Origin of the sequence: Moorena sp. SIO4E2 (assembly GCF_010671945.1) — a bacterium.
Lineage (GTDB): Bacteria > Cyanobacteriota > Cyanobacteriia > Cyanobacteriales > Coleofasciculaceae > Moorena > Moorena producens.
The window spans coordinates 1-24,712 of sequence record NZ_JAAHIE010000034.1 but is presented as its reverse complement, the minus strand read 5'-3'; the positions used below and the strand labels follow the sequence as shown (position 1 = coordinate 24,712).

20 protein-coding genes and 2 pseudogenes are annotated in these 24,712 nt (G+C 44.8%); 8 read left to right on the top strand and 14 right to left on the bottom strand.

The genetic code is table 11. The features are described 5' to 3' along the window. Entirely contained in the window at nt 1-1,662 is a 1,662-nt protein-coding gene (locus F6K37_RS06720; protein WP_008186214.1) for an efflux RND transporter periplasmic adaptor subunit, read from the bottom strand. A gap of 487 nt (nt 1,663-2,149) precedes the next feature. Between F6K37_RS06720 and rppA the strand changes: the two genes are divergently transcribed. Together rppA and rppB are read left to right on the top strand one after the other, a co-directional pair. Next, nucleotides 2,150-2,845, top strand: coding sequence for a two-component system response regulator RppA (gene rppA / locus F6K37_RS06715; protein ID WP_008186212.1), 696 nt, complete (start codon nt 2,150-2,152; stop codon nt 2,843-2,845). Next, complete coding sequence (gene rppB, locus F6K37_RS06710) at nt 2,845-4,239, top strand: two-component system sensor histidine kinase RppB (RefSeq protein WP_008186210.1); 1,395 nt, start codon at nt 2,845-2,847, stop codon at nt 4,237-4,239. The genes rppA and rppB overlap by 1 nt, the downstream gene beginning before the upstream one ends. Before the next feature lie 171 nt (nt 4,240-4,410). Here the strand turns inward: rppB and F6K37_RS06705 are convergent, their stop codons facing one another. After that, nucleotides 4,411-4,890, bottom strand: a complete 480-nt coding sequence (locus F6K37_RS06705; RefSeq protein ID WP_008186208.1) for a Dps family protein — start codon at nt 4,888-4,890, stop codon at nt 4,411-4,413. Nucleotides 4,891-5,027: 137 nt separating this feature from the next. Continuing rightward, on the bottom strand, nt 5,028-5,291 hold the full coding sequence (locus F6K37_RS06700; RefSeq protein ID WP_287249060.1) for a ParB N-terminal domain-containing protein: 264 nt from the start codon (nt 5,289-5,291) through the stop codon (nt 5,028-5,030). A 307-nt stretch (nt 5,292-5,598) separates the two neighbouring features. Here F6K37_RS06700 and F6K37_RS06695 point away from each other — a divergent pair, with 307 nt between their 5' ends. Further along, nucleotides 5,599-6,639, top strand: a complete 1,041-nt coding sequence (locus F6K37_RS06695) for an agmatinase family protein (protein ID WP_008186205.1) — start codon at nt 5,599-5,601, stop codon at nt 6,637-6,639. 244 nt (nt 6,640-6,883) lie between these two features. Here the strand turns inward: F6K37_RS06695 and F6K37_RS06690 are convergent, their stop codons facing one another. After that, a complete protein-coding gene (locus F6K37_RS06690; protein WP_287249057.1) occupies nt 6,884-7,993 on the bottom strand; it encodes a homospermidine biosynthesis protein in 1,110 nt (369 codons plus the stop codon). 317 nt (nt 7,994-8,310) lie between these two features. On the opposite strand from F6K37_RS06690, the gene F6K37_RS06685 reads away from it, so the two are divergent. Together F6K37_RS06685 and F6K37_RS06680 are read left to right on the top strand one after the other, a co-directional pair. Next, nucleotides 8,311-9,189, top strand: a complete 879-nt coding sequence (locus F6K37_RS06685; protein WP_287249055.1) for an RNA-guided endonuclease InsQ/TnpB family protein — start codon at nt 8,311-8,313, stop codon at nt 9,187-9,189. Beyond that, nucleotides 9,182-9,616 carry an RNA-guided endonuclease InsQ/TnpB family protein gene (locus F6K37_RS06680; protein WP_287249054.1) on the top strand — a complete coding sequence of 145 codons (435 nt, stop codon included), beginning with the start codon at nt 9,182-9,184 and terminating at the stop codon, nt 9,614-9,616. The genes F6K37_RS06685 and F6K37_RS06680 overlap by 8 nt, the downstream gene beginning before the upstream one ends. 24 nt (nt 9,617-9,640) lie before the next feature. Here the strand turns inward: F6K37_RS06680 and speA are convergent, their stop codons facing one another. Then, nucleotides 9,641-11,788: a biosynthetic arginine decarboxylase gene (speA, locus tag F6K37_RS06675; RefSeq protein WP_287249052.1), complete on the bottom strand. Its 2,148-nt coding sequence runs from the start codon at nt 11,786-11,788 to the stop codon at nt 9,641-9,643. 64 nt (nt 11,789-11,852) lie between these two features. Between speA and F6K37_RS06670 the strand changes: the two genes are divergently transcribed. Beyond that, the gene (locus F6K37_RS06670; protein WP_008186201.1) at nt 11,853-12,437 is read left to right on the top strand and encodes a hypothetical protein; all 585 of its coding nucleotides are present in this window, start codon (nt 11,853-11,855) and stop codon (nt 12,435-12,437) included. A 79-nt stretch (nt 12,438-12,516) separates the two neighbouring features. On the opposite strand, the gene F6K37_RS06665 is transcribed toward F6K37_RS06670, so the two are convergent. The 7 genes and pseudogenes from F6K37_RS06665 to F6K37_RS45405 form a co-directional block, all read right to left on the bottom strand. Next, nucleotides 12,517-15,045, bottom strand: coding sequence for a CHAT domain-containing protein (locus F6K37_RS06665; RefSeq protein ID WP_287249050.1), 2,529 nt, complete (start codon nt 15,043-15,045; stop codon nt 12,517-12,519). A 1,007-nt stretch (nt 15,046-16,052) separates the two neighbouring features. Then, nucleotides 16,053-17,362: pseudogene (locus F6K37_RS06660) on the bottom strand (RNA-guided endonuclease InsQ/TnpB family protein). A 425-nt stretch (nt 17,363-17,787) separates the two neighbouring features. Beyond that, nucleotides 17,788-18,012, bottom strand: coding sequence for a hypothetical protein (locus F6K37_RS06650; protein WP_008186190.1), 225 nt, complete (start codon nt 18,010-18,012; stop codon nt 17,788-17,790). Further along, a complete protein-coding gene (locus F6K37_RS06645; RefSeq protein WP_008186187.1) occupies nt 18,009-19,778 on the bottom strand; it encodes a S8 family peptidase in 1,770 nt (589 codons plus the stop codon). Before F6K37_RS06645 ends, F6K37_RS06650 begins: the two co-directional genes overlap by 4 nt. Before the next feature lie 219 nt (nt 19,779-19,997). Continuing rightward, nucleotides 19,998-20,981, bottom strand: coding sequence for an isopenicillin N synthase family dioxygenase (locus F6K37_RS06640; RefSeq protein ID WP_287249047.1), 984 nt, complete (start codon nt 20,979-20,981; stop codon nt 19,998-20,000). Between the two features lie 231 nt (nt 20,982-21,212). Beyond that, the gene (locus tag F6K37_RS06635; RefSeq protein WP_008186177.1) at nt 21,213-21,368 is read right to left on the bottom strand and encodes a hypothetical protein; all 156 of its coding nucleotides are present in this window, start codon (nt 21,366-21,368) and stop codon (nt 21,213-21,215) included. 121 nt (nt 21,369-21,489) lie between these two features. After that, nucleotides 21,490-21,588, bottom strand: a pseudogene (locus tag F6K37_RS45405) (IS982 family transposase); the annotation flags it as partial. A gap of 28 nt (nt 21,589-21,616) precedes the next feature. On the opposite strand from F6K37_RS45405, the gene F6K37_RS06630 reads away from it, so the two are divergent. Further along, complete coding sequence (locus F6K37_RS06630) at nt 21,617-22,459, top strand: aspartyl/asparaginyl beta-hydroxylase domain-containing protein (protein WP_008186175.1); 843 nt, start codon at nt 21,617-21,619, stop codon at nt 22,457-22,459. Between the two features lie 13 nt (nt 22,460-22,472). Beyond that, nucleotides 22,473-23,159, top strand: coding sequence for a class I SAM-dependent DNA methyltransferase (locus F6K37_RS06625; RefSeq protein WP_008186174.1), 687 nt, complete (start codon nt 22,473-22,475; stop codon nt 23,157-23,159). 347 nt (nt 23,160-23,506) lie between these two features. On the opposite strand, the gene F6K37_RS06620 is transcribed toward F6K37_RS06625, so the two are convergent. Then, nucleotides 23,507-24,133 (bottom strand): 2OG-Fe(II) oxygenase family protein, encoded by a 627-nt coding sequence (locus F6K37_RS06620; protein ID WP_229414581.1) that lies wholly within the window; start codon nt 24,131-24,133, stop codon nt 23,507-23,509. Further along, nucleotides 24,069-24,449: a 2-oxoglutarate and iron-dependent oxygenase domain-containing protein gene (locus tag F6K37_RS06615; RefSeq protein ID WP_287249040.1), complete on the bottom strand. Its 381-nt coding sequence runs from the start codon at nt 24,447-24,449 to the stop codon at nt 24,069-24,071. Before F6K37_RS06615 ends, F6K37_RS06620 begins: the two co-directional genes overlap by 65 nt. Nucleotides 24,450-24,712: the final 263 nt, after the last annotated feature.

The following is a 24,712-nucleotide window of genomic DNA, read 5'->3' as shown; positions in this document are numbered from 1 at the left end:
TTATTGCCTGTTTACGAAACTATTAGGAATGGCCGAATCTAAATAGCCATCCCCATTGCTCTGGGCATTTCCTTTTACATCAGCAGTGGGATGATAGCTATTATTGGTCAGCCCATCGGAAATTTCTATAGGTGCTGGTCTTGATTGTGAAGCAGTGCGGCGTCCGAGCATAAAAGCACCAGCTGTAATTACCCCTCCTACAGGAAAAACCCACCACCAGGGTAGGCTAGCAACATTAACATTAGTCGATGTTGCCTTATGATTATGTTCTTCTTGCTCATGGTCATGGTGATCAGCTTTAGAGCCACCCCTTAGGGATTGGGCATACAACATCACCCCGCCTTCAGCCACAATCTGGTCACCTTCAAATAAACCATTCTTGACTTCTACCAAATCCCCAAAAGTTGAACCAAGAGTAAGTTCTACAGGTTCATAGAAGTTCTGACCATTTTCTACATAAACCAGTTGTTTACCATTAGCATCCACCAAAGCATCTTGAGAAATCGCTAAAGTAGCTACACTGGTTTTATCAGTAAGAATATTTAATTGAGCAAACATTCCTGGTTTTAGTTGCCCTCCAGGATTATCCAACTTTACCCTCACTGGCACTACTCGTGTCTGACCTGCCACGATAGGGTCGATTTGGGTAACTTGACCTGTAAAAGTCTGATTAGGCAGACTAGAAACTTCTAATCTGACCTTCTGACCTATTTTTACCTTATATAAATCTTTTTCATAAATATTAGCAGTTGCCCAGACTTGATTATTGTTAACAATCGTCATCAGTTGCCCACCTGCGTCTTCAAACGATTCACCCAAGGTTAGTTTCCACTGCGCTACTGTACCGGAAATTGGAGCAAGCACCGTTACCTTTCCTTGCTCATTAGCAGAATTACTAAGTTGTTGCAGTCGGGTTTTGTAGGTAGTATCGCTCAGTTGAACCCGGGATTTGGCAGCCTTAACCGCTGTTTGAGCCCGTTTTAATTCCGCTTCTGCTTCGAGAACTTCCCGACGGCTAAATGCTCTTTTCAGTAACGTTTTAGCCTCTGCTAGCTTAGTTTTCGACTCTAGCATCTGACGTCGAGCCAGAGCACCTTCGATTGCTAATGCTAGGTCTTTATCGTACTCTTCTTGGGCTACTGCTAGCTGAGTTTCAGCTTCATCGATTTCAGCAGCAGCAATTTGACGCTGACGTTCTAAATTTTCCCTAGCTAGTTCCAGATTTGCCTGAGCTTCTCCCAATGTGGCCTTAGCTTCAGTCAGTCTGTCGAGAGACTCAACCCGCAATTCAATTAACTCCAAGCTAGAAATGACAGCAACCGCTTGACCTTTCTTGACCCTCTGACCTGGTTTGACCAAAAGTTTAGCAACTGTACCGGGAATCGGTGCTGTTACTTGCGCCTGTTGGTTGGGCTGGGTTTCAATTTGCCCCGTGGTTTGAATACCAATATCCAAAAACTGCCTAGAGACGGATTGGAGTTTAATCCCAATTTGACTAGCGGTTGTGGCATCTACCTTAATTCCTTCGGGATTGCTGGTGGCTTCGGTTCCGCTTTGGAACTCATTTCCATGCCCGGCATGGGCGAAAACAGCAACTGGTGCGATCGCTATCACCAGCAAAAAGGTAAACGTTGAAGCCAGGATTTTTTCTGTCTTGTGCATAATGGATCAGTGCTTTTGATGCTCAGCAGAGGGTGCAAGTAGTCACCATAGCCTCCACCCAGATACCTAAGGTTTGCATCCAGATGGTCATTTGCTGTCGTCTTGATTAAGTATCACAAGCAAATATGAAATCAGGATGAAATTTTAGGTATCAATGAAATTATTTTTTTTAGGACTTTGGTAAGCCTTCAGCTTCTGAGAGTAGGAAATTGATTTGTTAATTATTTTTTTTAATTAATGTCACAATTTAATTCTATGTTTTAGAATTAATGGTTTAGGCTACGTGTAGTAATTGTGATACTTTTTGATGCCATATTCTAGAATTGCTACTCGCTATTCCCTGCTCCGAAATTCCCTTTGCTATTACATACATTGACTATAGGTGCGTGCAGCTTTAAGCTAATTTATCCACAGAAAGTTACACTCTGCCCCGCTTTGTTTCGCGCATATCGCTACTATAGACAAAGTATCCAGCGAGAAAAGACAGATGAGAGTACTGCTAGTTGAAGATGAGCCAGACTTGGGTGCTGCAATTAAGCGAGCGTTGAATATAGAGAAGTATGTGGTGGACTTGGTTGTTAACGGTACTGAAGCTTGGGGTTATTTAAACAATCACGAAACCCAATATACCTTAGCTATCTTCGACTGGTTGCTACCAGGGCTATCCGGACTAGAGTTACTGCGTCAGTTACGCTATAGTAATAATCCCTTGCCTATTTTGATGCTAACGGCAAAAGACCGCCTGGAAGATAGAGTGATGGGTTTGGATACCGGAGCCGATGATTATTTAGTCAAACCGTTCCTAATGGCAGAGTTGCTAGCAAGAGTTAGAGCCTTGCACCGGCGAACACCCCTACTCCAGCCCCAACAACTTCAGGTGGGTGACCTTATTCTAGATTATGGTAACCGAACGGTTTATCGTCTTGCTGCTAACGGTGAGAAACTCCACGTTCCACTCACGAATAAAGAATTCCAGCTCTTAGAGTATTTTATGAAGCATCCCAATCAGGTGATGACCACCAACCAAATTCGCAATCAACTTTGGGAAGTGAATGCAGAACCAATTAGTAACGTAGTGGCGGCTCAAATGCGCCTGCTACGTCGGAAACTCGAATCAATCAACTCCAGCATTCCCATTGAAACTGTGCATGGTTTGGGGTATCGTCTCAATCTGAAAAAATAATGAATCAAAATAAGCTATTTAACCAGACTCGTGGAAAATTAGCACTTTCCTATGCCATTGTCATGGGGTTTATTTTGAGCTTGTTGGGATTTGGTGTTTACAGAGGGATCGCTCATACCCATTTAGTCACTTCAGACCGGGAGTTAAAATCCGTTGCGGGGACACTCCATGATAGTCTGGAATGGAAACTCAAGGAACCGGGACGGGTAGAGCCAATAATTGGGGAACTTTTACCTAATCTGTGTATCGTTGGAGTTAACTGTTCTAAACCACTGGTTAGTCCCCAACGCCACATCCTCAGTGCTGTTAGCCAAGCTCACTACTACATCCGGCTATTTGATACCTCAGGACGTTTAATTGCCATTGCAGGAACTTACCCAGAGGGATTACCCCAGGTGTTTAATCAAGCACCTTGGCAAACCCTGTCCGATGGTAAGGGCAACTCCTATCACCAAATTTCTCTATCGCTACATACTCAAGATCAGCGGGATTGGGGGTATTTGCAGGTGGGGCACTCTTTCCAATACCTCAAGGAGTACCTCAATACGGTAAAATTAATCTTGGTATTGGGGCTGCCAATGGCAATGATCTTAGTCGGCAGTGGCAGTTGGTGGTTAGCAGGGTTGGCGATGCAACCTATTTACCAATCCTACAGACAGATTCAACAGTTTACCGCTGATGCTGCCCACGAGCTACGGACACCGATAGCTGCGACACTGGCAACGGTTGAGTCGGCACTTTTGATGCCTAGCTTGGATCAACAAGAAGCACGAAACATTCTTGAAATTGTTGAACGTCAAAATCAGCGGCTGACTCAGTTAGTTGCGGATTTGTTGTTGTTGTCTCGCTTAGATAGACAACCAGCATCTGTACGTCACCAGACATGCTGTCTCAATGACCTGGTTAGCGATTTAGTTGAGGAATTGGCAGCCTTGGCAATCGCTTCCGAAATTACACTGACATCTTCGGTGCTAGTGCCAACTCCTCTGGAGGTTGTGGGTGATTCTGAGCAGCTTTATCGCCTAGTTTCTAATTTAATTATTAATGGTATCCAATACACCCCTGTGGGTGGTAAAGTAACTGTTATTTTAGACAAGAGCGACCAACACGCGGTGATCCAGGTAGAAGATACGGGGATTGGTATTGCCCAAGAAGACCAAGGGCGAATTTTTGATCGCTTTTATCGAGTCAATAGCGATCGCTCTCGTCACACAGGAGGTTCCGGATTAGGGCTGGCAATTGCTAATGCGATCGCTATTGCCCACCACGGTAGCTTGCAAGTATACAGCGAACGAGGTGTTGGTAGTAGGTTTACTCTTCGATTGCCCAAGCCAGTTACTTCCTTCGATAAGGAACACTTTAGTGCTCCAGTTTTTTTCCAATCAAACTCCTAAGTGAAGCATGAAAGATAAAGTAAAAAAGGCAAATATTGAAGGATAAACAGATATAGCTCAAACGATACCAGTTATTTAACAACCAATAAATTAGACTATTTCATCCTTCATGATTAATACCTAATACCTAATACCTAATACTTCATCCTTCATACTTAATACTTAATAAGCTTATTTTAAAATACTGCGCAGCATCCAAGCCGTTTTCTCGTGTATGCTCATCCGTTCGGTCAACAGGTCAGCTGTGGACTCATCGTTAGCACGTTCAGCGGCTGGGAAAACAGACCGTGCAGTTCTTACCACTGCCTCATTGGCTTCCACTAGCAAGCGCACCATGTCCTCAGCCTCCGGAACATCGCTGGTTTCGGGGATAGAGGATAATTGTGCATACTGACTGTAGCTGCCAGGAGCAGGATAGCCTAGGGTACGAATCCGCTCTGCTACCGCATCCACTGCTAAAGCTAACTCATTGTACTGTTGCTCAAACATCAGGTGTAGGGAGTTGAACATTGGTCCAGTAACATTCCAGTGGAAGTAATGGGTCTTCAGGTATAGGGTATAAGTGTCGGCTAGTAGACGAGACAGTCCCTCAGCAATCTCTTTGCGGTCTTGTTCATCAATACCAATATTGACAGGTACAATCGTTGCCATAGTACTCTCCTAAAGGTTTCTAGTCCAAACTAATAGTAGCGACGGTCAGCTTTAAACAGCTTAACTTTAAGCAATTCGGGTTTCCTTGGGAATTCACCCAAGGTATGAACTTATTTTTGTCCCAAAATTGCTAATTTTCACGCTAAATGCCGTTTTAAGACGGAGCGAGGAGCGCGACGCACGCGGCACTTAATGGTTTTTTTTCCTAAACGCTGGTGTGCTTCGTAACGGTGGCAACCAGAAAAACCATAGTATAGCCCATCTACTTCTAACACATCAATGGGTTCGCGCAAACCTTCTTTGGCAATTGATTCCATCAGCGCCGCCACCTTGTTTGGATCATTTTGTCGTGGTAGGGGACGTCGAATTTGCTCTAGAGGAATTTCTTTGATGTTTACCATAGTGCTAGGACTTTGTCAATTTAGTTTTGATGATAATGGGGTTGCGGGTTAAGCGTTAGGAGTTGGGTTAATGGTTTTAGTTGCGTAGGGTGCGTGATAAGACGGGTTAGCCCTGATTTTCCGCCTCAACGCCTGGGTTGGAAAAGTCCGTCCGAAAAGAGCAGAAACGGGCAAGATGCCCATTCCACCCACCGGGTCAAACAGCAAATATGAGATGCACCCCTAATCTAAGCGTGCCTAATCCCTAATACAAGAATTCCCGTAGGAACGAGGTTCGGGTAAAATAGGAAAAATTTACCAAGGGCTAATGAATCAAGCCAGTTTTAATCCTAATGAGATTACTGTGCCCAATGGCTGCTTCTTTGGCTTGCCCTATTCGGTTGAGGAGGCTTCAATCGTTTTCCTGCCTGTTCCTTGGGACGTGACCACATCTTACCGAGAGGGGGCGGCAAACGGTCCCCAAGGAATTTTAGATGCTTCGGTACAGCTAGATTGGTACGACTTTGATGTACCCCAAGCTTGGGAAATCAGGTGCGGGACTATACCGATTAACTCAGCTATCCAAGACCAAAATCGTGCCATGAGGTTGATAGCTAAAGGGATTATTCAGTATTTAGAAGCTGGTGGCAATGTGGATGATGATGCGATCGCAAAACAGTTAGCAATCGTTAATCAAGCCTGTGCTGGTCTCAACAACTGGGTTTACACTCAGGCACTGGAACTGCTGGAGCAAGGCAAGCTGGTTGCCATCGTCGGTGGCGATCACAGTGTTCCTCTTGGGTTAATGCAAGCCCTAACACAGCAACACGATGAATACGGGATTTTACAAATTGATGCCCATGCCGATCTCCGGCAAGCCTATGAAGGGTTTACTTACTCCCATGCCTCGATCATGTACAATGCCCTGACTCTACCTCAGATTAATCGTTTAGTTCAGGTTGGCATCCGAGATGTTTGTGAAGAGGAAATGTCTTGGGCAAACAGCGATCGCCGGATTGTAGTGTTTGATGACTGGCAGCTCAAAGCTAAGACTTACGAAGGTATAACCTGGGCAGCCCAGTGCCAGGAAATTATTGCTAATTTACCGAATAAAGTTTATATTAGCTTTGACATTGACGGATTGAATCCAGCCTATTGTCCCAATACAGGTACTCCTGTGCCGGGAGGATTGGAATTTAACGAGGCAATTTATTTAGTGCGATCGCTAGTCAAAGCTGGAAAAACTATTATTGGTTTTGATCTGTGCGAAGTTGCTCCTGGAGACTCTGGGGATGAGTGGGATGGTAATGTTGGGGCTAGAGTTTTGTACAAGCTTGCCTGTTTGACTAGGTATAGGGCGACTTGCTAAAAAAATCAGAATAACTCAATTTTTATCAAAAGGGAGAGTTTGAGAGGGAAAAAAATACCCCTTGACGAATAGTTTGGGGATGAATTTTACCTTTCAAATAGTGTTAAGATAAAAGAGAAAGGTCTTAAAAAACTGGGAATTGACCTTACTCAGCTACCCCCGGTGCGGGGGAAAGTTACGCCCTAGGAGATAACAATCTATTTGGTTGTGCCTGGGAATCCCCATCCAAGACGGTTGGGGAAGTTCAACTGACTGCTGTCGCCTGGGTAGCCAAATGTGTCTCTTTCAACTGCTCCAGTAAGGCTTTTCTTTGGTCATAGAGGCGTTTTAGAGGACGAGGCGCTACCTTAGCTAGGCAGTAAGCTGTCAGTAGGGGCATAGCAATGGTCGAGTCGCAATAAACCACAACCGTTTCTGATAACTTTTGTGGATCAAGCTTGCACCAAGAAACCGCCTCCGATGGGGTTGCTCCTGACAAACCCCCTGTGTCTGGACGGGCATCAGTTACCTGAAGAAAGTAATCATGCCCCTTCTCATCAATACCCAAGACTTCTTGAAGATACGGTTCCGTCTGCAACATAAAATTTTTCGGCGAGCCACCTCCCAAGATCCAAATGCCACTGGCTCCCCCATTGTTTTTAGCTGCCAGTACAATTGCTGCCGTTTCATTCACATCCAAGGACACATCAATGACTGGTCCGGTTCCCTGCAACCCTAGCGCTGCTAAATTCATCCCAATCGAACTATCTCCAGGACTAGAGCTATAGATGGGGACTCCTAACTGATAAGCTGCCGCCAGCAGGGATTGGTTTTCCAGTCCCAATGTTTGCTCCCGTGCAGCAATGTACTTACCGCAGAGGTAGTGAAACTCTGCCGTTCCCATTCGACCCTTAAACTCAGGCTGTTCAATGATCTGACGAAAGAACTTATCCGTTGATAGCAACACGTCATAATCGAAGAAAATGTCATAGATCCGGACAACTCCTTCTTTCTGCAATACCACATCACTAATATCGTGCCGCCCTTGATGGAGTTCCAATCCAATACCAAAATGAGTGTCGTGGTAGAGATTGGCTCCTGTAGATACTATCCAATCGACAAACCCTGCCTCCATCAGTGGGATCACTGCCGCCATTCCTAACCCTGCGGGGGTTAATGCTCCTGTCAAACTTAAACCCACCGTTACGTTTGGCTGCAACATCCGCTCTACCAATAATTGGCAGCCTTCTCGTAACCGACCGGAATTGTAGGCTAGAAACGTCTGGTCGATCAACTCTGTGATTGGGATTTGTGCCGTAATCGGACGGGGAGCGATTTTACGCCCTTGCAAAAAGCGATTTTCTTTGGTGGGCATGTTAGTCAAATCACTGGAGAAAACTTGCGCTTAACGACCGTTATAACTTAATGAGCAACATTCTGTAATCTCAAGATTGATGGTTCATGATTCATGAAACTGAGCACCAAACTCTATAATTTTTAGCTTTCCCTACAATTAGAGTTACTAGGTAAGTCCTGAGCTTAACTTGCGAGGGGGGTTGGGGGAGTCCATGTATCCTGCCGGATAGAGCGTCGGGATACATCGACTCCCCCAGTATTTTTCTCACCCCTTCAAGGTGTGAGAAAAATACATCTACGAATTTGTGTATTGATGGTAGACTGTAATGTATGTTGATGATGAACTATCGCTACCGAATCTATCCAAGTGCGAGCCAGCAAGTTCAAATACTTGAGTGGTTAGAGACTTGTCGCGGCGTCTACAACTACGCTCTGAGGGAGTTGAAAGACTGGTTGGCAAGTCGAAAGTGTGATGTGGATAGATGTTCTTTGTCAAAGGAATACATCATCCCAGCTGATACTCCGTTCCCTAGCTACCATCTTCAACAAAATAGTCTACCAAAGGCTAAAAACCTCAACCCCAAACTCAAAGAAGTCCATTCCCAGGTATTGCAAACAACAATTCGTAGGCTGCACGATACCTGGGAGAATTTTCGTTCACGTGGGTTTGGGTTTCCTCGGTTCAAAAAGTTTGGTCAATTCAAATCCTTTTTATACCCTCAATTCAAGAAGAACCCGATAGACAATGGTACAATAGCACTTCCCAAGATTGGCCAAGTGGCCATCAACTTGCATAGACCGATTCCAGAGGTGCGACCCGTGGCGAATTTAATTCGCCAACGGAAAGCGCACCTAAATGGATTCCAAGTCAAGCAAGTTAGAGTTCTTTCTAGAGCAAGATCTACTCAGTGGTACGTTGTTGTCACAATTGCTAAAGACGTAGAAATCCCAGACAATCCATCTGGCGGTCACGCCATTGGAATAGATTTGGGACTCGAAAAATTCTTGACAACTTCTGAGGGTTTCACAGTGGAACGCCCTAAGTTTTTCAAAGACCTCAAAGGTAAGCTGAAATTGCTACAAAGGAGAGCCGCGAGAAAACAGAAGCGTTCTAAGAACTGGGAAAAGGCACAAGTAGTGGTGGCAAGACTACATCATCACATTGCTAATACTCGCGCGTGTTTTCCACCTGAAAACTGCACATCTGTTGTGTGATCAAGCCGAAAGTATTTTTGCGGAAGATTTGAACACAGTAGGACTAAACAGAGGAATGCTCCGCACTGAATGTATTGATGCTTCCTTTGGACAGTTTCTTGACTTACTCAAATGGGTTTGTTGGAAGCGAGGTGGCTACTTTGAAAAAGTCAACCCAAAGGGAACCAGTCAGACTTGTCCAGAGTGTGGGGCAACTGTAAAGAAATCTCTCAAGCAACGAGAGCATATTTGCATTGAATGTGGTTATTCCACTCATAGAGATCATGCAGCGGCGATGGTGATCAGACTCAGAGGATTGGAATCAGTACCCACGGACTGTGGGGAATGGAAACCGCCTGCTAAGAGCGTACTGTCGGGTGAGCATAAGCGAACAGATAAGTGCTACGCAGGAATGCTTAACTGCGAGGTTAAGAAGCCCACGCCGTAATCAAAGATTCGGCGTCGGGGGAAGTCACGAACTCAAATAGGTATAACTCCTCAAACTCCGCTCATAATTTTCCAGCAGCCGTTGAGATTCTGCCAAAGTAATTCGCTTTTCTTGCAACGCCTGTTCTGTGAGGCGGCGCATACCTTCCACCAAATCTTCAGCATCATACTGCACATAACCCAAAACTTCCGTGATTGTATCTCCCTTAACCACGTGTTCAATTTCATACCCTCTGGGGCTTAATTTGATGTGAACTGCGTTACTATCACCAAAGAGATTGTGTAAATTCCCCATAATCTCTTGGTAGGCACCGACTAGGAAGAAACCCAAATAGTAGGGTTCCTTGGATTTGGGATTTGGGATTTGGGATTTGGAATTAGAAATTTTCCTTGGCTCCTCTGCTTTGCGCAAAGCATGTAGTTCCAGCAACGATTTAACATCCCGCAGGTTAATAAATTGGTCAATCTTACCATCACTATCGCAGGTAAGGTCAGCCAGGATACCCCTTTGAGTTGGTTCTTCATCCAGTCGATGAATGGGCATAATCGGAAATAGCTGGTTAATTGCCCAGCAATCTGGCACTGATTGGAAGACTGATAGGTTGACATAGTAAATTGATGCCATGATCGTTTCCAGGTCTGCTAGATCCTCAGGAACATAGTCTTGTGTCCTGATAATTTCCCGAATCTTCTGACAGCACGCCCAATAAAGCTGCTCGGCTTTAGCCCGCTCGGTAATGCTCAGATAGCCTAAACTAAACAAGCTTTTTGCTTCTTGGTTAAGCTCGATGGCATCATGATAGGCTTCCTGGTAGTTCTCAAGGTCGAGAGTACAGTAAGTTTCCCAAAGATTTCGGATAATTAGATGGTCTTGTTCCGTTGTCAGTGGAGGGGATTGAGATTCGACATCACTGGTACTCAAAACATCAAAGATTAAAACTGATTGATGGGATGCGATCGCACGACCACTTTCACTAATGAGTATTGGTGCCGGAATTTGATGTTCCTCACAAGCTTCCTTCACCGCAGCCACAATGTCATTGGCATAGTTCTGCATGTTGTAGTTTTTGGAGGCATGGAAGTTTGTTTTGGAGCCATCGTAATCCACTGCCAAGCCACCACCTACATCTAGATACTGCATATTCACCCCTAATCCCTTAAGCTCAGCATAAATTTGGCTTGCTTCGCGAATAGCATCTTTAATCACGCTAATGGCAGAGATTTGAGAGCCGATGTGGAAGTGCAACAGCTGCAATGACTCAAGCATCCCAGCCTCCCGTAGCTGGTCAATGGCTTGGAGTATTTCTGGAATTTTCAGACCAAATTTAGCTTTCTCTCCTACAGAGTTTCCCCAACGACCCATGCTTTGTGTACTCAGTTTGGCTCGCACCCCCAGCACTGGTGTGATGCCTCCTAACTCAGCAGCTACCTCGATAATTAGCTGCACTTCTTCTAGCTGTTCTAGGACAATTATCGGATTATGTCCCAATCGCCTAGCTAAAAGGGCAGTTTCAAGATATTCCCGGTCTTTGTAGCCGTTACAAATAATTAGGGAATCCGGAGTGAGCAATGTTGCTAGAGCAATCATCAATTCAGGTTTAGAACCGACTTCTAAACCAAATTGATAAGGTTGACCAAAATACACGACATCCTCAACCACATGTCGATGCTGGTTGCATTTAACCGGAAAGACTCCTTGGTAACGACCAGGGTATTTGTAGCGAGTAATGGCTTGGGCAAAACAGGCGTTTAATTGCTCGATCTGGTCTGCCAAGATATCTGAAAAATGGATTAATAATGGTAGTCCCAAATTGCGCTGCTTAAGGGATTCTACCAGTTCCAACAAATCCAACGAGCCGCCCCCATTGCCTTTAGGGGAAACCATAATATGACCAGCAGTGTTAATGGCAAAGTATGGTTCTCCCCAGCCTTGGATCTGATAAAGCTCCTCACTTTTCTCAATTGTCCAAGATTTAGAGGTCTTCTGATCTTGGTTCTGGTTAGGGATTTGAGAACGGGATGAGTCTATCAACTTAACACCATAATCTGTAGGATTTTGAGTCGAGAACCCTGTAGTAGTCTCATTAGTAGTCTCAGTAGTCGTCTCAGGGGTTAAATACTCTTGAAACTGGGATTTACGCTGTAGTGTCACCAATAACCTCCTTAAAGACATTGGTCGAACTGACAAGCCATGCTAAAATGCCGTCAGCGTGTTTTTTAACTAATCGTGAGCGTCGATGTCTAAACCATCTGGTCATCAGGCTCAAAAGCAAGATTATTTCCAGTCCATCCAAAAGCTAATATACAATTATCAGATTGCTGTTTGGGTTGGGCTTTGGGTTGTTATGGTCTTAGCCGGTAGCATAGCAACTATTGGTCTGATTGATCCTGGACCGATTGAGGAAGAAGCCAATAATCCACAACCAGCTCTGGCTCAACTGCGGGCATCAGCGGCCAAAGAGGCTGTGCCTCTGTCTTTGTTTGGTGTTGTTGCTGTAGGCTGCGCCAGCGGTTGCTTATTGCTTACTCAGGCTCTAAAATTTCCAAGCCGGAAAACGAAACCGAAAAGACCGATAACATCTAGTGTCAGCAGTAGAAGGCGACGCCGTAATTCTAGACGCCGTAAGGCTACTAGCAAACAACAACCAGTCAAATCATTACCATTATTACCATCACAAAACAAGAGTGATGACCAACAGACCGAGGTAACGGTTTTGCCACCAGAGCCTACTGATCAGACCAATCCTCAAGACGAGACTCTTGCCAACATGATGGATATGCGTAAGCGCCGCTCTCTGTCTTCCTTGATGCGGGATCAATAATCAGCTGATGCTAGTGGTGATTTATTTAATGTGCCCTTAATTTGCCCTTTGTTCACTCTTGACGCTTGACGGTTAACCGTCAATTGTTAGAAGTTCTAACCTCTAACAGGGATTGCCAATCTTTAATCGCTTGCTGTGACCAAAGCCAGTTCTTGCTCAAGGCATCAGGTTTGAAGTTAATGGGGTCATTGGTGAGCACCAGTTGCCGTAGCTTGAGGGATCGTTGGGACAAGCTCGCCCGCTTAGATCCGTTTTGTTCTTGAGCCGATTTCCACAAGCCTAGCCCTAAGCCAGCATAGGTATTCCATTTTTGGGAATTGCTGGATTTTCCAGATCCAACTGTTGTAGGTTTCTTGTTGCTACTCCTGTACAATGCATCATACCAAGCTTGGTTAGCTCGCTCGTATTTGCCTTCAGCGTAATAGGCAAACCCTAGGGCATTGCGGTAAGTCCAAGAGTCAGGTTCTTGTTTGACTGCTCTTTCCCAATAACGTCTGACATCATCGAAACTGTATTCATCCGAGCCTGTCTGGATCGACTGCCATGCCAGACGCCCTCTTAAAAAACTCACCATTGACTTATTCAATTGTTCTGAGGGAACTTCCTGAAGGGCAGCAGAAGCCTGGGGTAATGCACCCCGGTCTAGCAATGCCCTGACAGCTTCGGTTCCTCGAATAATATTCTCCTCACTGAATGCTTGAATTGCGATCGCTGTGACGGTCTTAGTCTTAGCCTTTGTCAAATTCACATTTGAGTAATCAACAGGTTTGGAGAGACCTGGTGGTAATTGTCTGCCTAGCCCAGGACTAGGAGGGTTCTGGAAAAACCAAACCCCCAAAAGTACCAAGGCCAGAGTTCCCGTTGCTCCTAGTCCGATCCACACTGGTGAACGTGGTAACCTTGAACCCTTCTGTTTAGGATTAGTGACCTTTTTCCCCTCAAGTTCTGCTGTAGAATCCTCAAGGTTTGGAGCTGATTGGGTTGAGCCCTCGCTAGACAAAGCCGCTGTCAGGGTTGCAGCTGAAGCTTTCGAAGCAGCAGGTAGTTGACTTGGGGTATGGACTGGTAAGTTCTTCTGAGCAGCCTCTGAGTAAGGGTTTTGGGATAACCCCTCTAAATTCGATGCTGCTATTTGTGATTCCCCACCCTGAGCCTCTGTATTGAGCTGATCCAGCAATCCCTTAATGAAAGCAGCGGGATCGTCTGCTTCTAGTTCATGGGATTCTAAACCCGGTGTTACACCAGTGAGACTTTCATGGTCATACTCAGCTTCTCCCCTAGAGACAAGAGCTGACTCTTCCTCAAATTCTGAGAATGTGGTAGAATTATTATCTGCTGGTGGTGTAAAAAACGCCTCTTCTGGGTCTAACCCTACAGACATTCCAGGAGGATCGGGCAGACTAAATATTTGAGTTCGGTCATAACTCTGGTCATCATTGGTCAGGAAACCATCAAATTCCGGATGCAGATAGAGAACAGGTAATGCCCAATAAAGCTGGTTCGAGCCATAAGCAGAAATGAGTCCTTGTCTAGCTCGCGAGAGGCTTAGGTCAATGGGATAACCCTGATTGATGTTACGGTATAATAGTCGGGTTAGGGTCAGGGCTACCTCATCGGGAATACGCTCTGCCATGGCTAGAACACCAGGAATACCGCGCTTAACCAGTGCTTGGGCGAGATTTTGATCGTTACCGTTTTCTTGGGTATGTGAAGCAGCTGTATGAGCACCACGACAGGAGTTGAATACAGCCAGCTGGACACCATTATTAACTAACAATCCCGCTAGATCATCACCCCTTACGGTCTCTGTCAAACCAGTTTTTTTACTAACCAGGTAGACATCACCACCTGATTCCCCTAGGTTAGAGTGACCAGCATAGTGGAAGACTTGATATTTTCCTTGTTCCAGGGCTTGGGTTAACTGTTCCCGTCCTGGCTGTTCCAGAATTGTCAGATGAATCGCTGGGGGTCCATTGGGTGAACGATGGCGGAGTTCTTCTTTCAGGTGAGATGCTTCTTGTAAGAGTTCTAAACTTTCTTGATCACTTGGACCCGCGATCACCATCAAAATTTTCAGAGGTTGATTCGGTGGAGACAAAGGCTTCGGAACTGGTCTAATCAAGCCTTTGGTCATCTGGTAGCGGGAGAAAGCCACATCAGTTCCTGTGGCTAGGGGACGATCCCCAGCATGGAGTACTTCCCAAGGTAGGCGGGGTAATTCTGTACCTTTCAATCCCAGACGCAGCCGCAAAACCGACCGTTGATTTTGAGCGATCGCTTGCGCCATCATCCAGCTATCGCGCAAGCTTCCTTTAAATAGGGCATTGTATAGCTCCTGACCCAAGGCAACTAAGTTTAAAGAGGATTGAGAGTACGGTTCTCCCCAAGATGGCATGGCAAAACTGCCATCCACCCCAGCTGCCCTACCCTGCAGGACACTAAATAGGGGGTCATTCATCAGTTGCTTGGCCTGGGTTAACCATTCTTCTACCGGCCAACTGACTTGTTCTTCTGCCAATGAGACTCCCGGTGCCACTCGTTCGATGCGCACCAGATAATCATCATGTTTTCCTAAGGGGGTTACGGAGATATGGAATTCCTGTGCCACTGTTGCCCAATTTTGCTCAATTTCAAGGGATCAATTTTGCTCATAGTGACGAGCTTTGGCTGAAGGTTTAAAAATTCTTGAATATTTGTTTAGTATTTGCTTATTGAGGAGTATTCCTTTAGGGGAAAATTCTTGTTGGCTCATGGTATTGATGCCGTTTTTTATTTAAGGTTTCCAAGGCATACTCTGTTAATTGTTTTGAATCAGAAAATTTCCTAATTCCAGCATTTGGGTGCCACTTTACCCAGATTTTTCCGGATTGCTATCACCAATCTCGGAAAAGTGAAATGGTAGATGCACCCTGATTGACACCCCCGGTTCACTTTGGTGAGCTGGGGATTTTTTTTCACTGGGTGGTAAGGTTTTACCCACTATATGTAGCCATCTCTATAGATGAGTTTGCTTGCTCCTTTTCCTCTAAACACGAACTGATTAAGCGATGCAGGGCGGTCTTGGGGAGGCAGTGCTGTCTTGGGGGTTCCACCCATGAGCAACTGCCGTGGTTTCCCCCACTCGCGCTTTGCATCAAGACACGGTTTTAAGCACTTAAAACAGGTGAAATTGCTTTGGCAAGCAGCTAATTTCCCCCTCGGGAATTGGTACTCATACCCAGCCTTGGATGTACTGAATCAGTAAGGTTTCCAGGAGGAAGGATTAGGGTGTAGGTTTATCCATACTATGATAAGCGTGTTATCAACTAGCTTAACATCTGAAATTTTGCCCAAGATACTCTTTTGGGGTTTCATCACTGTCTGCAGAGCATTTTAGTCAGCCTGATCCTCAACTTTGCTAATTCAGGTCAAGAGTGCCTAATCCTTGGTATTAAGCAGTTTTTCAGTCTTAGGCAGAAGCTCTAGGGGTATTCTTTGAGCTTTATTATGGTTTTTGTAAAGATTTTGACAAGACTCGTTGACACTCCCCGGCCTGTTCGCGTAGCGTCGGCTTTGCCGAAAGGCTTGGGGATTCTTGCTTGGCCGTAGGCCACGCTACGCGAACAACGATTCGACTTACTCAATCTGGTCGGAACCAGAAGGAATAGAGGCCAAATCTCCACAAGTGTTCGGGTCTACGACCCAGGTTCCGGTGTGCCCCACCGTACCCAAGGCTATGCGCGAGTATGTTGATGGCGGCACTGTGGTCTCTATCTAGCTGACAACCACACTTGCAGGTATGGGTTCGAGTTAATAGTGACTTCGTGACCACCTCACCACAACTAGAACAATTCTGGCTAGTATAGGCAGGGTTTACTGCAACAGTTATCCTGCCATATTTATCGCCAAAATGCTCCAACCATTTTCTAAACTGATACCAACCTGCATCATTAATAGACTTAGCAAGGCAGTGGTTTTTGACCAGATTTTTTACCCTTAGGTCTTGCCTTCGGCACGCTGCGCGAACGTAGGCGATCAAATCGTTAGACTGAGCTACGCAACGTGCGAGGGATTGCTCGCGCAGTGTTCTTCACGTTGCCTACTTATCCTTAGGTGTGCCCTACCTAGTTTGTTAATGGCTTTTCGACGGTTAGCAGAGCCTTTATTTTTTCGGTAAACCCGACGTTGATAAAACTTGAGACGCTTTTCACCCGTTCTATAAAACCGAGGGTTGGGTTGTGTATTGGCGTCGGAATCCGTATAGAAATCCTTCAGTCCTAGATCTAGCCCGACAGTGTTTCCAGTTGGTTTTAATTTTTCGTTGATATCAACTGAAACACAGAACTGGACGTAGTACCCGTCAGCCCGTCGAACTATCCTAACCCTCTTAATTTGTTTTTTGTCGAAGCGCCACAAGTCCCAAGTACCTTTGAGTTTTAGTTTCCCAATACCCTTATTGTCCCTAAACGTTATCGACTTTTTGTCAGGGGACAATTTCCATCCGGACTGCTTGTATTCAACAGAGCGGCAGTGTTTTTGGAACTTCGGAAAACCCTTTTTTCCAGGTACTTTTTTCTGGCAATTATCGTAGAAACGGGATATCGATGACCGGAGATGAAACCTTAGAATAGTGGAGCCTTTATAGGCGATAGGCTATGCAGAAAAGGGTTAAAACTCATGAAATAAGGCTCCACTATTCTTACGGTAACTTCTAACCATGCCCTTTCAGCCGCAGCTTGGCGGGCAGTAGAGTTTAATTCATTGGCAAAAGGGAACTGCTTAGCTAAAACTTTGCAGTATTTGCTTAAGTCATATTTACCAGTCCCTTTCTTGTCCATCCATAGCCTAATGCAACTATTTCGGATAAATTTCATTGTCCGAATAGCTTCATCAATGGCTTGGTATTGGTGCTTTTTACCTTTGGCTTTAAACTCTAAAATAATCATTTACCTAAGGTCACGCTCCGCGAAGGTATATCCACCTTTACCTGTAACATTTTATTATACCACACGAGCGCGAAAATCGTCAGGATAATTTTCAGTAAAAACCCGTCCTAGAATCCTAGAAGGGAGCAGGTCAATTTTGTAAGAACACTTGAACTACAAACTCTTGAACTATAGTGTTTTCCGGGATTGAGTACCAGTTATCAGTCGTTTTAGTACATTTATTCTACGAATTTGACATGCTCCCGTCCTACAAGGACGGGGCTTTAGACCCAGTTTTTTGGTAATTACTGAGTCTTGGGGTTTCACCCCATCCGTAGGTGAATTTTGAGGATAGCTTTGAGCGGCTGCATCAAGACAACTATAAACCTGGTTTTAACGGTCTTGATGGGTAAGTCCTGATTATCTTGCTTTAAGAGGTAAGATCCTCAATCGAGTAACTCAAAGGACTTGATCTCTAACACCGGACCAATCATCGCAAAGCTCATCACATCCTCTCGCACCTCTCCTGTAACCGTGACCTTTATTCCCGATTGCTTTAACTCTGGGGGAGTGTCCTTGAGTTCATAGGTTTCCCCTGAGTCAGAAACCAGTGCCCAGGCTCCTGACCCCATCTCTTTGCGCTCAATCACGCCTGTGATGCTGATCGTCATGCTGATTGTTTCTCCCCTTGAACGGCTAAATAAGCTAGTCCAAAACAGAGCAAGGCATTGGCAATCAGGAACACCCGAGACAAAACCCCGCCTCCAAGCCAGATTAGCTCAGGTGAAACCACAGCACTCACGGCTAGGCAACTGGCCACACCGAGAGCTGAACCAACTGCTAACCACTTCCATTGTGGATGTCCTAACAGTAGGGCGATTAAAATAAATGGAATCACAACACTGGCAAATAGAGGGTTGAGAAAACTGCTGCTGCCAATAGCGCTACCCAATTCTGGAATCGAACTGCCCATGACTCGGAAGGGCCATTGGGGTAAGTCAAAGATATACAAACCTTTCAGGAAGAATAATCCTGAACTCCCGGCTACTAAGCCAGTGGCAAGAGACCAACTCCAAGTAAAGGGAAAATAATTGCGCAAGAACCAGGCCAACAGGTAGGAACCTAGTACCATAGCAATCTTTGGCCACAGGGCGATCACACCACCGTCAATCCAAAAGCGAGGATTGAGATAGCCGTTATCCCGTAACCAGCGGAAGAAGTCTTGGAAGGTAATTTGTCCTTTCAGAGCGAGTTGAACGGCAGCACCAGCATCTAATTGTCCAGCACCATAGTGGTTTAGGGGGTCATCTTCTATAGCTCGGGTGGACTGCTTGAGTACATTCAATACATCAGCAGGGTCTTGAATCCCACTAGCTTTGATTAAAGCTGCCACACCAGCAACATGAGGCGATGCCATACTGGTGCCTTGGAAGCCAGCAAATACAGGGGTGCTTGTTTCTCCATCAATCGTCTCTTGCAAAATCTTACCATTTTCACTGCCACCAGGGGCTGAGATATCTACCCCAGCACCAAAGTTAGAGTAGGGAGCTTTCAGACCTGCGGAATCAAGGGCAGAAACACCAATAACATGGGGATAGCGGGCGGGATAAGCGGCAGCATTTTGGTTAGAGTTACCAGCAGCAGCCACTAGGACAACACCTTTGTGGTAGGCATAGTCGATTGCCTCTGCCATCAGATTGCTTTCACCAGCCCCCCCTAAACTCATGTTGATCACATCTACCTCATGATCAGCGGCAAAGCGAATCGCTTCCGCAATATCAGCCACTGTACCACCACCATTGGCTGCCAATACCTTCAGGGGCATCAGGCTAGCTTCGTAAGCAATTCCGGCAACACCGTAACCATTGTTGGTAGATTGGGCAATAGTACCGGCTACGTGAGTACCGTGACCTTGATCATCCCATGCTTCAATCCGGTCATTGACAAAGTCGTAGCCTTCAACAAATTCAGTATCTTTCAAATCTGGGACTGCGCTGACCCCAGTGTCAATCACTGCTACTGTTACCCCACTACCCTTGGTTTCATCCCAGGCAGATTCTACATTAATGCTGCGCAGGTTCCACTGCTTACTATAGTCAGGGTCATTGGGAACCTCGAAGGCACTATAGGTATAGTTCGGTTCAATATATTCTGTTGCTTGGGATAGTCCTGATTGTTTCAGGGTATTCAGCAGTTGTTTATCTCCTTTTAGGATATAAATGTGATCCGCTGCTGAAAATTCACTATTGAGTTGGGGATTAACCTCGTATTGTTGTGCGATCGCTTGCAATTGCTCATTAAGTTGAGCAGCTGGGATATCTTCCCGGAAGTCGATTACAATCGACTCAAAATTCCCCTGATTTGCCAATCCTTTAAAGTTAAACAGGGCAAAACCCAGCCCTACTACAAACAGACACAGTATCAAAAATTTTCTCATGGCAATCTGTCGCTGGTTCGCGAGTCTTTAATCACCACGATAACTTATATAGCAAAGGGAGTAGGGAGTAGGGAGTAGGGAGTAGGGAGTAGGGAGTAGGGAGTAGGGAGTAGGGAGTAGGGAGTAGCGATGCAGCGCGGCCAAAAGCAGTTAACCAAGGCTGAAGGGGCAACAGGTCAGCTAGAATCTTTGTAATTTATTTACAAAATCCCAATCATGCTACTTTGGTAACCTTGCTAGTTTGGTTTTTTCATGTTCAGAATACTTTAATTCCCGAGCTCGACCTGCCCCTGTTTTAGTCACCCAAACTGAATTAAAGTTTTCCAGCATAATGTTGGTAGAGTTAATCTTTTCATTGGTTCCCATTGGCTCAATAATTGTATTGGAATTAGGGAAGACAAAAACAGGGATAGAAACCCGACTATTGGGGCTTGTATGAATCACTTCATGGGCAGTGCTGACAAATAAGCCATTCGTCCAGTATTGCAACATATCCCCCAAATTAATCACAAAAGCATCTTCTAAACAAACCGCATCAATCCAGGCATTTTTGGCATAAACCCGTAGGGAAGGGGTTGGGAAATACTCTTGGATTAACACGGTGAAGATGCCGGTATCTGTGTGTTTTCCGGCAATGCCATACTCAGGAGGATAGTAATTGGCTCGATAGATCAGGATTGGATCGTCAAAATAAGGGTCAAACCAATCCGCGTCTAGGTTCAAAGCCACAGCCAGCCCCCTGAGAAGGTGGGGAACAATTTTGGTCAGGATTTCCCCTTGAAGCTGATAGTGGAATGCAGCAAAACCAGGGGCTACAGTGTCATCAGGAATCAAGGTAGGACCAGTAAACGGCTTGTCTGAAGGTGGATGTTCTATGCCAAGGTCAAAAACTTCCTTGGGATCAGGACCAACCTCTTCATGGAAGGTTTCGCCATAAAGGGGAATGTAGCCCCTAGAGGTGTTGGGATAAACCGTTTGTTTGTCTTGGCCGTAGGCTTTTTTAATGTCCTCTGGCAACTGGAAAAAGTTACGAGAGCTGTCGATAGTTTGTTGAACTAAATCGGCAGAAATACCATGATCTTTCAAATAGAAAAAACCATGATCTAAGCAGGTGTTGTAGAGGCGTTTGTGTTCTTGATTACCTGATTTTGACCCATTGAGGTCTGTTAATTTTGTTAATGAAATTACGGGTAAGGTTTTCATTTATAATTCTCCTGATTTATGTAGCAATTAGCGCGATCGCAACTAGGGCAAAACCTGGTTAACTGACAAAAATTGAAGTCAAAAGTGTTCAAATGCTTATGGTTCGAGGAGTTGCAGGACTTGACTAAAGTTAGTAGGATCTCCAAGGTTTCTACGCCTAACATCTCCCAAGGTCAGGGGTTCAATCCAGTTGTAGCCCCACACGAGTTTATAAATCCAACTTCGTTTATATTAAGTCATAACAGCGATTTCTTCACTGGTTCTGCCTTGGGCTAGCAACCAGATGATTTGATAGTGGGAGCGTTCAATCGGATCTTTCCCTTGACGATAGCGCTGTTCTAGTTCTCCTATACTCAGATGGGGTTCTATACTGATTCGCTTGGGCATCAGTTTGGAGCTGGGTCTTGCATCTGTGATATATTACGGTTATTTAATACAACTAGATATTACACAATAGCAGGAGGCAGAGGGGTAAATCTTTGACTTCTAACTCTAAAGCCGGTTTTTTCGTATAATCGATCAAGGAAATGCCCGTCACAACTCTGGTGCGAGTGTGCAGAAAACAGCACAACAGAATCACAGACCAGGGCATCAATTCCAAAATTTGACCGCTAGCCCAAGCTTGGTGAGTATTAATGCTTAGTAGAACTATTGGAATTCTTCGGGATTTGCCAACTGGATTTTCCCATGATGCCGCCAAAGAAATTGAGCAAGCAACTTCTCTGCCATGGCAAGAAAATTCTTACCGTGAGTATACAAGTCAGGGATATGAAGTTTTGTCACTCTTTAGTAAAACTGGAGACTCCACCGATACAATTATTGAAGATTGCAGCCCAAAAGCAACTCTTGAACTTGATAAATTGCCAACAATACGTTCATTTTTAGAGCATTGCAATCTATCGTTGATGTGGGTTAGATTAAACAAGCTTGCTCCAGGTACTTGCTTTTGGGAACATCGAGATTATTCTGAATTGTCTGAGAAGCAGAAAGTCAGGCTGCATGTACCAATTTCCACATCACCAGATAGCTACATGGTTTTCTCTGATACATCAGTTCACTTGAAGCCAGATACTCTCTGGCTTTTACGACCTGATTCTGATGTACATGGTTTTATAAATGGACAGTCTGTAAGAATCCATTTAATAATAGATGCTTATCTAAACAATGAACTCAGCCATGAAATTGATCAAGTATATTTACTTGAAGAAAGTGTAACCATACTGCCTGAACCAACCCCTGATATCTACAATAAACTACTTAGCCTTGCTGCTAGACTTGTTGATGAGAATCGAGAACACGATGCTGAGGAAATGCTACTTACAACCTTTTTGCAATACAATCAGCCCTTAGGTTTTTCCTATGACTTAGTTGTCAGTTTGTACGAAAAATATTCCCGGCTTGAAAAGGTGCAGGAATGGATTAGTAGAAAGTATAGATTTTTGCATCAAGAGGAACTTCAAAATGTCAAGAATAAATAGGAGCAGCCAGATCATGCAACAAGATCATATTGAAGGTAAGATCATTGACGGTCGTCTTGGACAATTTCACAGAGATGTGCATGCCCTCACTTATGATCCAGATAGGCTAGAGAGAGCATATGATAAGCATGCAGAGAATTACGATGAATTTCTCTTGGACTTAGCTGGAGACGGTACATCTGGCTGTAGTCACTATACAACCCTATTCTTTAGTAGGCACGTGCCAAAACATAAGGGTCTGCGCATCTTGGATGCAGGGGTTGGTACAGGTATTGGTGGAGTTGAACTGATCAATCTGGGTTACAATCCTCTCTCGATCATAGGTGTTGATCTGTCCTCAAAAATGTTAGCGCAAGCAGAGAAGCGAGGAATTTATGAGGCACTTCATCATGCCTGCTTCCCAGAAACAAATGAAATTTTGCAGCCAGATGAATTTGACGCAGTCCTGTGTGCTGGAGGGTTCAGTCATGCAGCAATGCCTGATTCCGCAATGCCTGAATTTGTAAGAGTCACTCGACCAGGAGGGTTTGTTGTATTTAGCGTTCGCAAATCTGTGTATGACAAGTCTGATTCAGCGATAACAGCCATGATCAAACGCCTAGAAGAAAATCGATCCTGGAAGATTGTTGCTCAAGAGTGTGGGGACTATCTACCTGCTGATGGGGTACAAGCAGTTTACTTTGCCTGCCAAGTTCTTTAGTACAGGCTTTTGCGCTCCTAACTAGGGCTTGCTGAAAAAGTAGCGGAAAAATCGGAGGCAATGGTTAGATGAATTAAACTGACTCAAGAGATAAGTTTTTCGGGTCTACAATGAGTTTTTAATAATAACTGATAATCAGTCAAGCCCCAATGGTCTCACTGTAAGCATTCAGCCGTTGGCCATTCGGGTAGCGTGGCCAACGGCCAAGGCCAAGGCTCATGGTAAGCGAACAGCTTAAAATCAACCTATGCAAGCCTATGTCCACGCTACGCAAACGTTAGAATTTAAGACTTCGAAATTTTACCTCTTTAGCTGAAAGCTGATTGCTGATAGCTGAATACTTATAATTACTTTAATTCTTTAGCCCGACCTGCCCCTGTTTTATTCACCCAAATTGAATTCAAATTTTTCAGCATAATGTCAGTAGCATTGATCTTTTTATCGGTTCCGATCGGTTCAAATGTTGCGTTGACATCTGGATAAACAAAGAAAGGAATCGAAATCCGACTCCTGGAGAGTGTATGAATCACTTCGTGGGGAGTACTCACAAACAAACCATTTGTCCAAAGTTGCAACATATCCCCCAAATTAATCACAAAAGCATCTTCTAAACAAACCGCATCAATCCAGGCATTTTTCGTATAAACCCGCAGGGAAGGGGTGGAAAAATATTCTTGGATTAACACAGTAAAAATGCCGTTGTCTGTATGTTTTCCTGCCACACCACTTTCAGAGGGGTAGTAAATGGTTCGATGGATCAGGATTGGATCGTCAAAATAAGGGTCAAACCAATCCGGGTCAAGGTTCAAAGCAACAGCCAGTGCCCTGAGAAGGTGGGGAACAATTTTAGTCATAATTTCCCCTTGAAGCTGATAGTGGGATGCCGCAAAACCAGGGGCTACAGTATGATCAGGAATCAAGGTCGGGCCAGTAAACGGCTTGTCTGAAGGTGGATGTTCGATTGCCTTGGTCAAACAGTTCCTTGGAATCAGGACCAACGTCTTCATGGAGGATTTCGCCGTAAACGGGAACGTAGCCCCTAGAGGTGTTGGGATAAACGGTTTGTTTGTCTTGGCCGTAGGCTTTTTTAATGTCCTGTGGCAACTGGAAAAAGTTACGAGAGCTGTCGATGGTTTGTTGAAATAAATCAGCAGAAATGCCATGATATTTCAAATAGAAAAAACCATGATCTAAGCAGATGTCATAGAGACGCTTGTGTTCTTCGTTACCTGAGTTTGAACCATTGAGGTCTTTTAATTTTGTTAATGAGATTACGGGTAATGTATTCATTTATAATTATCCTGATTCATGTAGCAATTAGCGCGATCGCAACTAGGGCAAAACCAATACCAATCATTTGTTTTAGGGTCAATGTTTCGTGCAAAACAACCAACCCCAGGACAATGACCACTAAGAGGATATCTGAAAAGTTTTTTGATACTGAATTTTGCCCCCCTAGCCCCCCAATTCTGGGGGGAACAAGAATCAATTTGCTGGTAGAAGTCCCCCAAAATTGGGGGATTTAGGGGGCTTGGATGTAGCAAATGAGACTT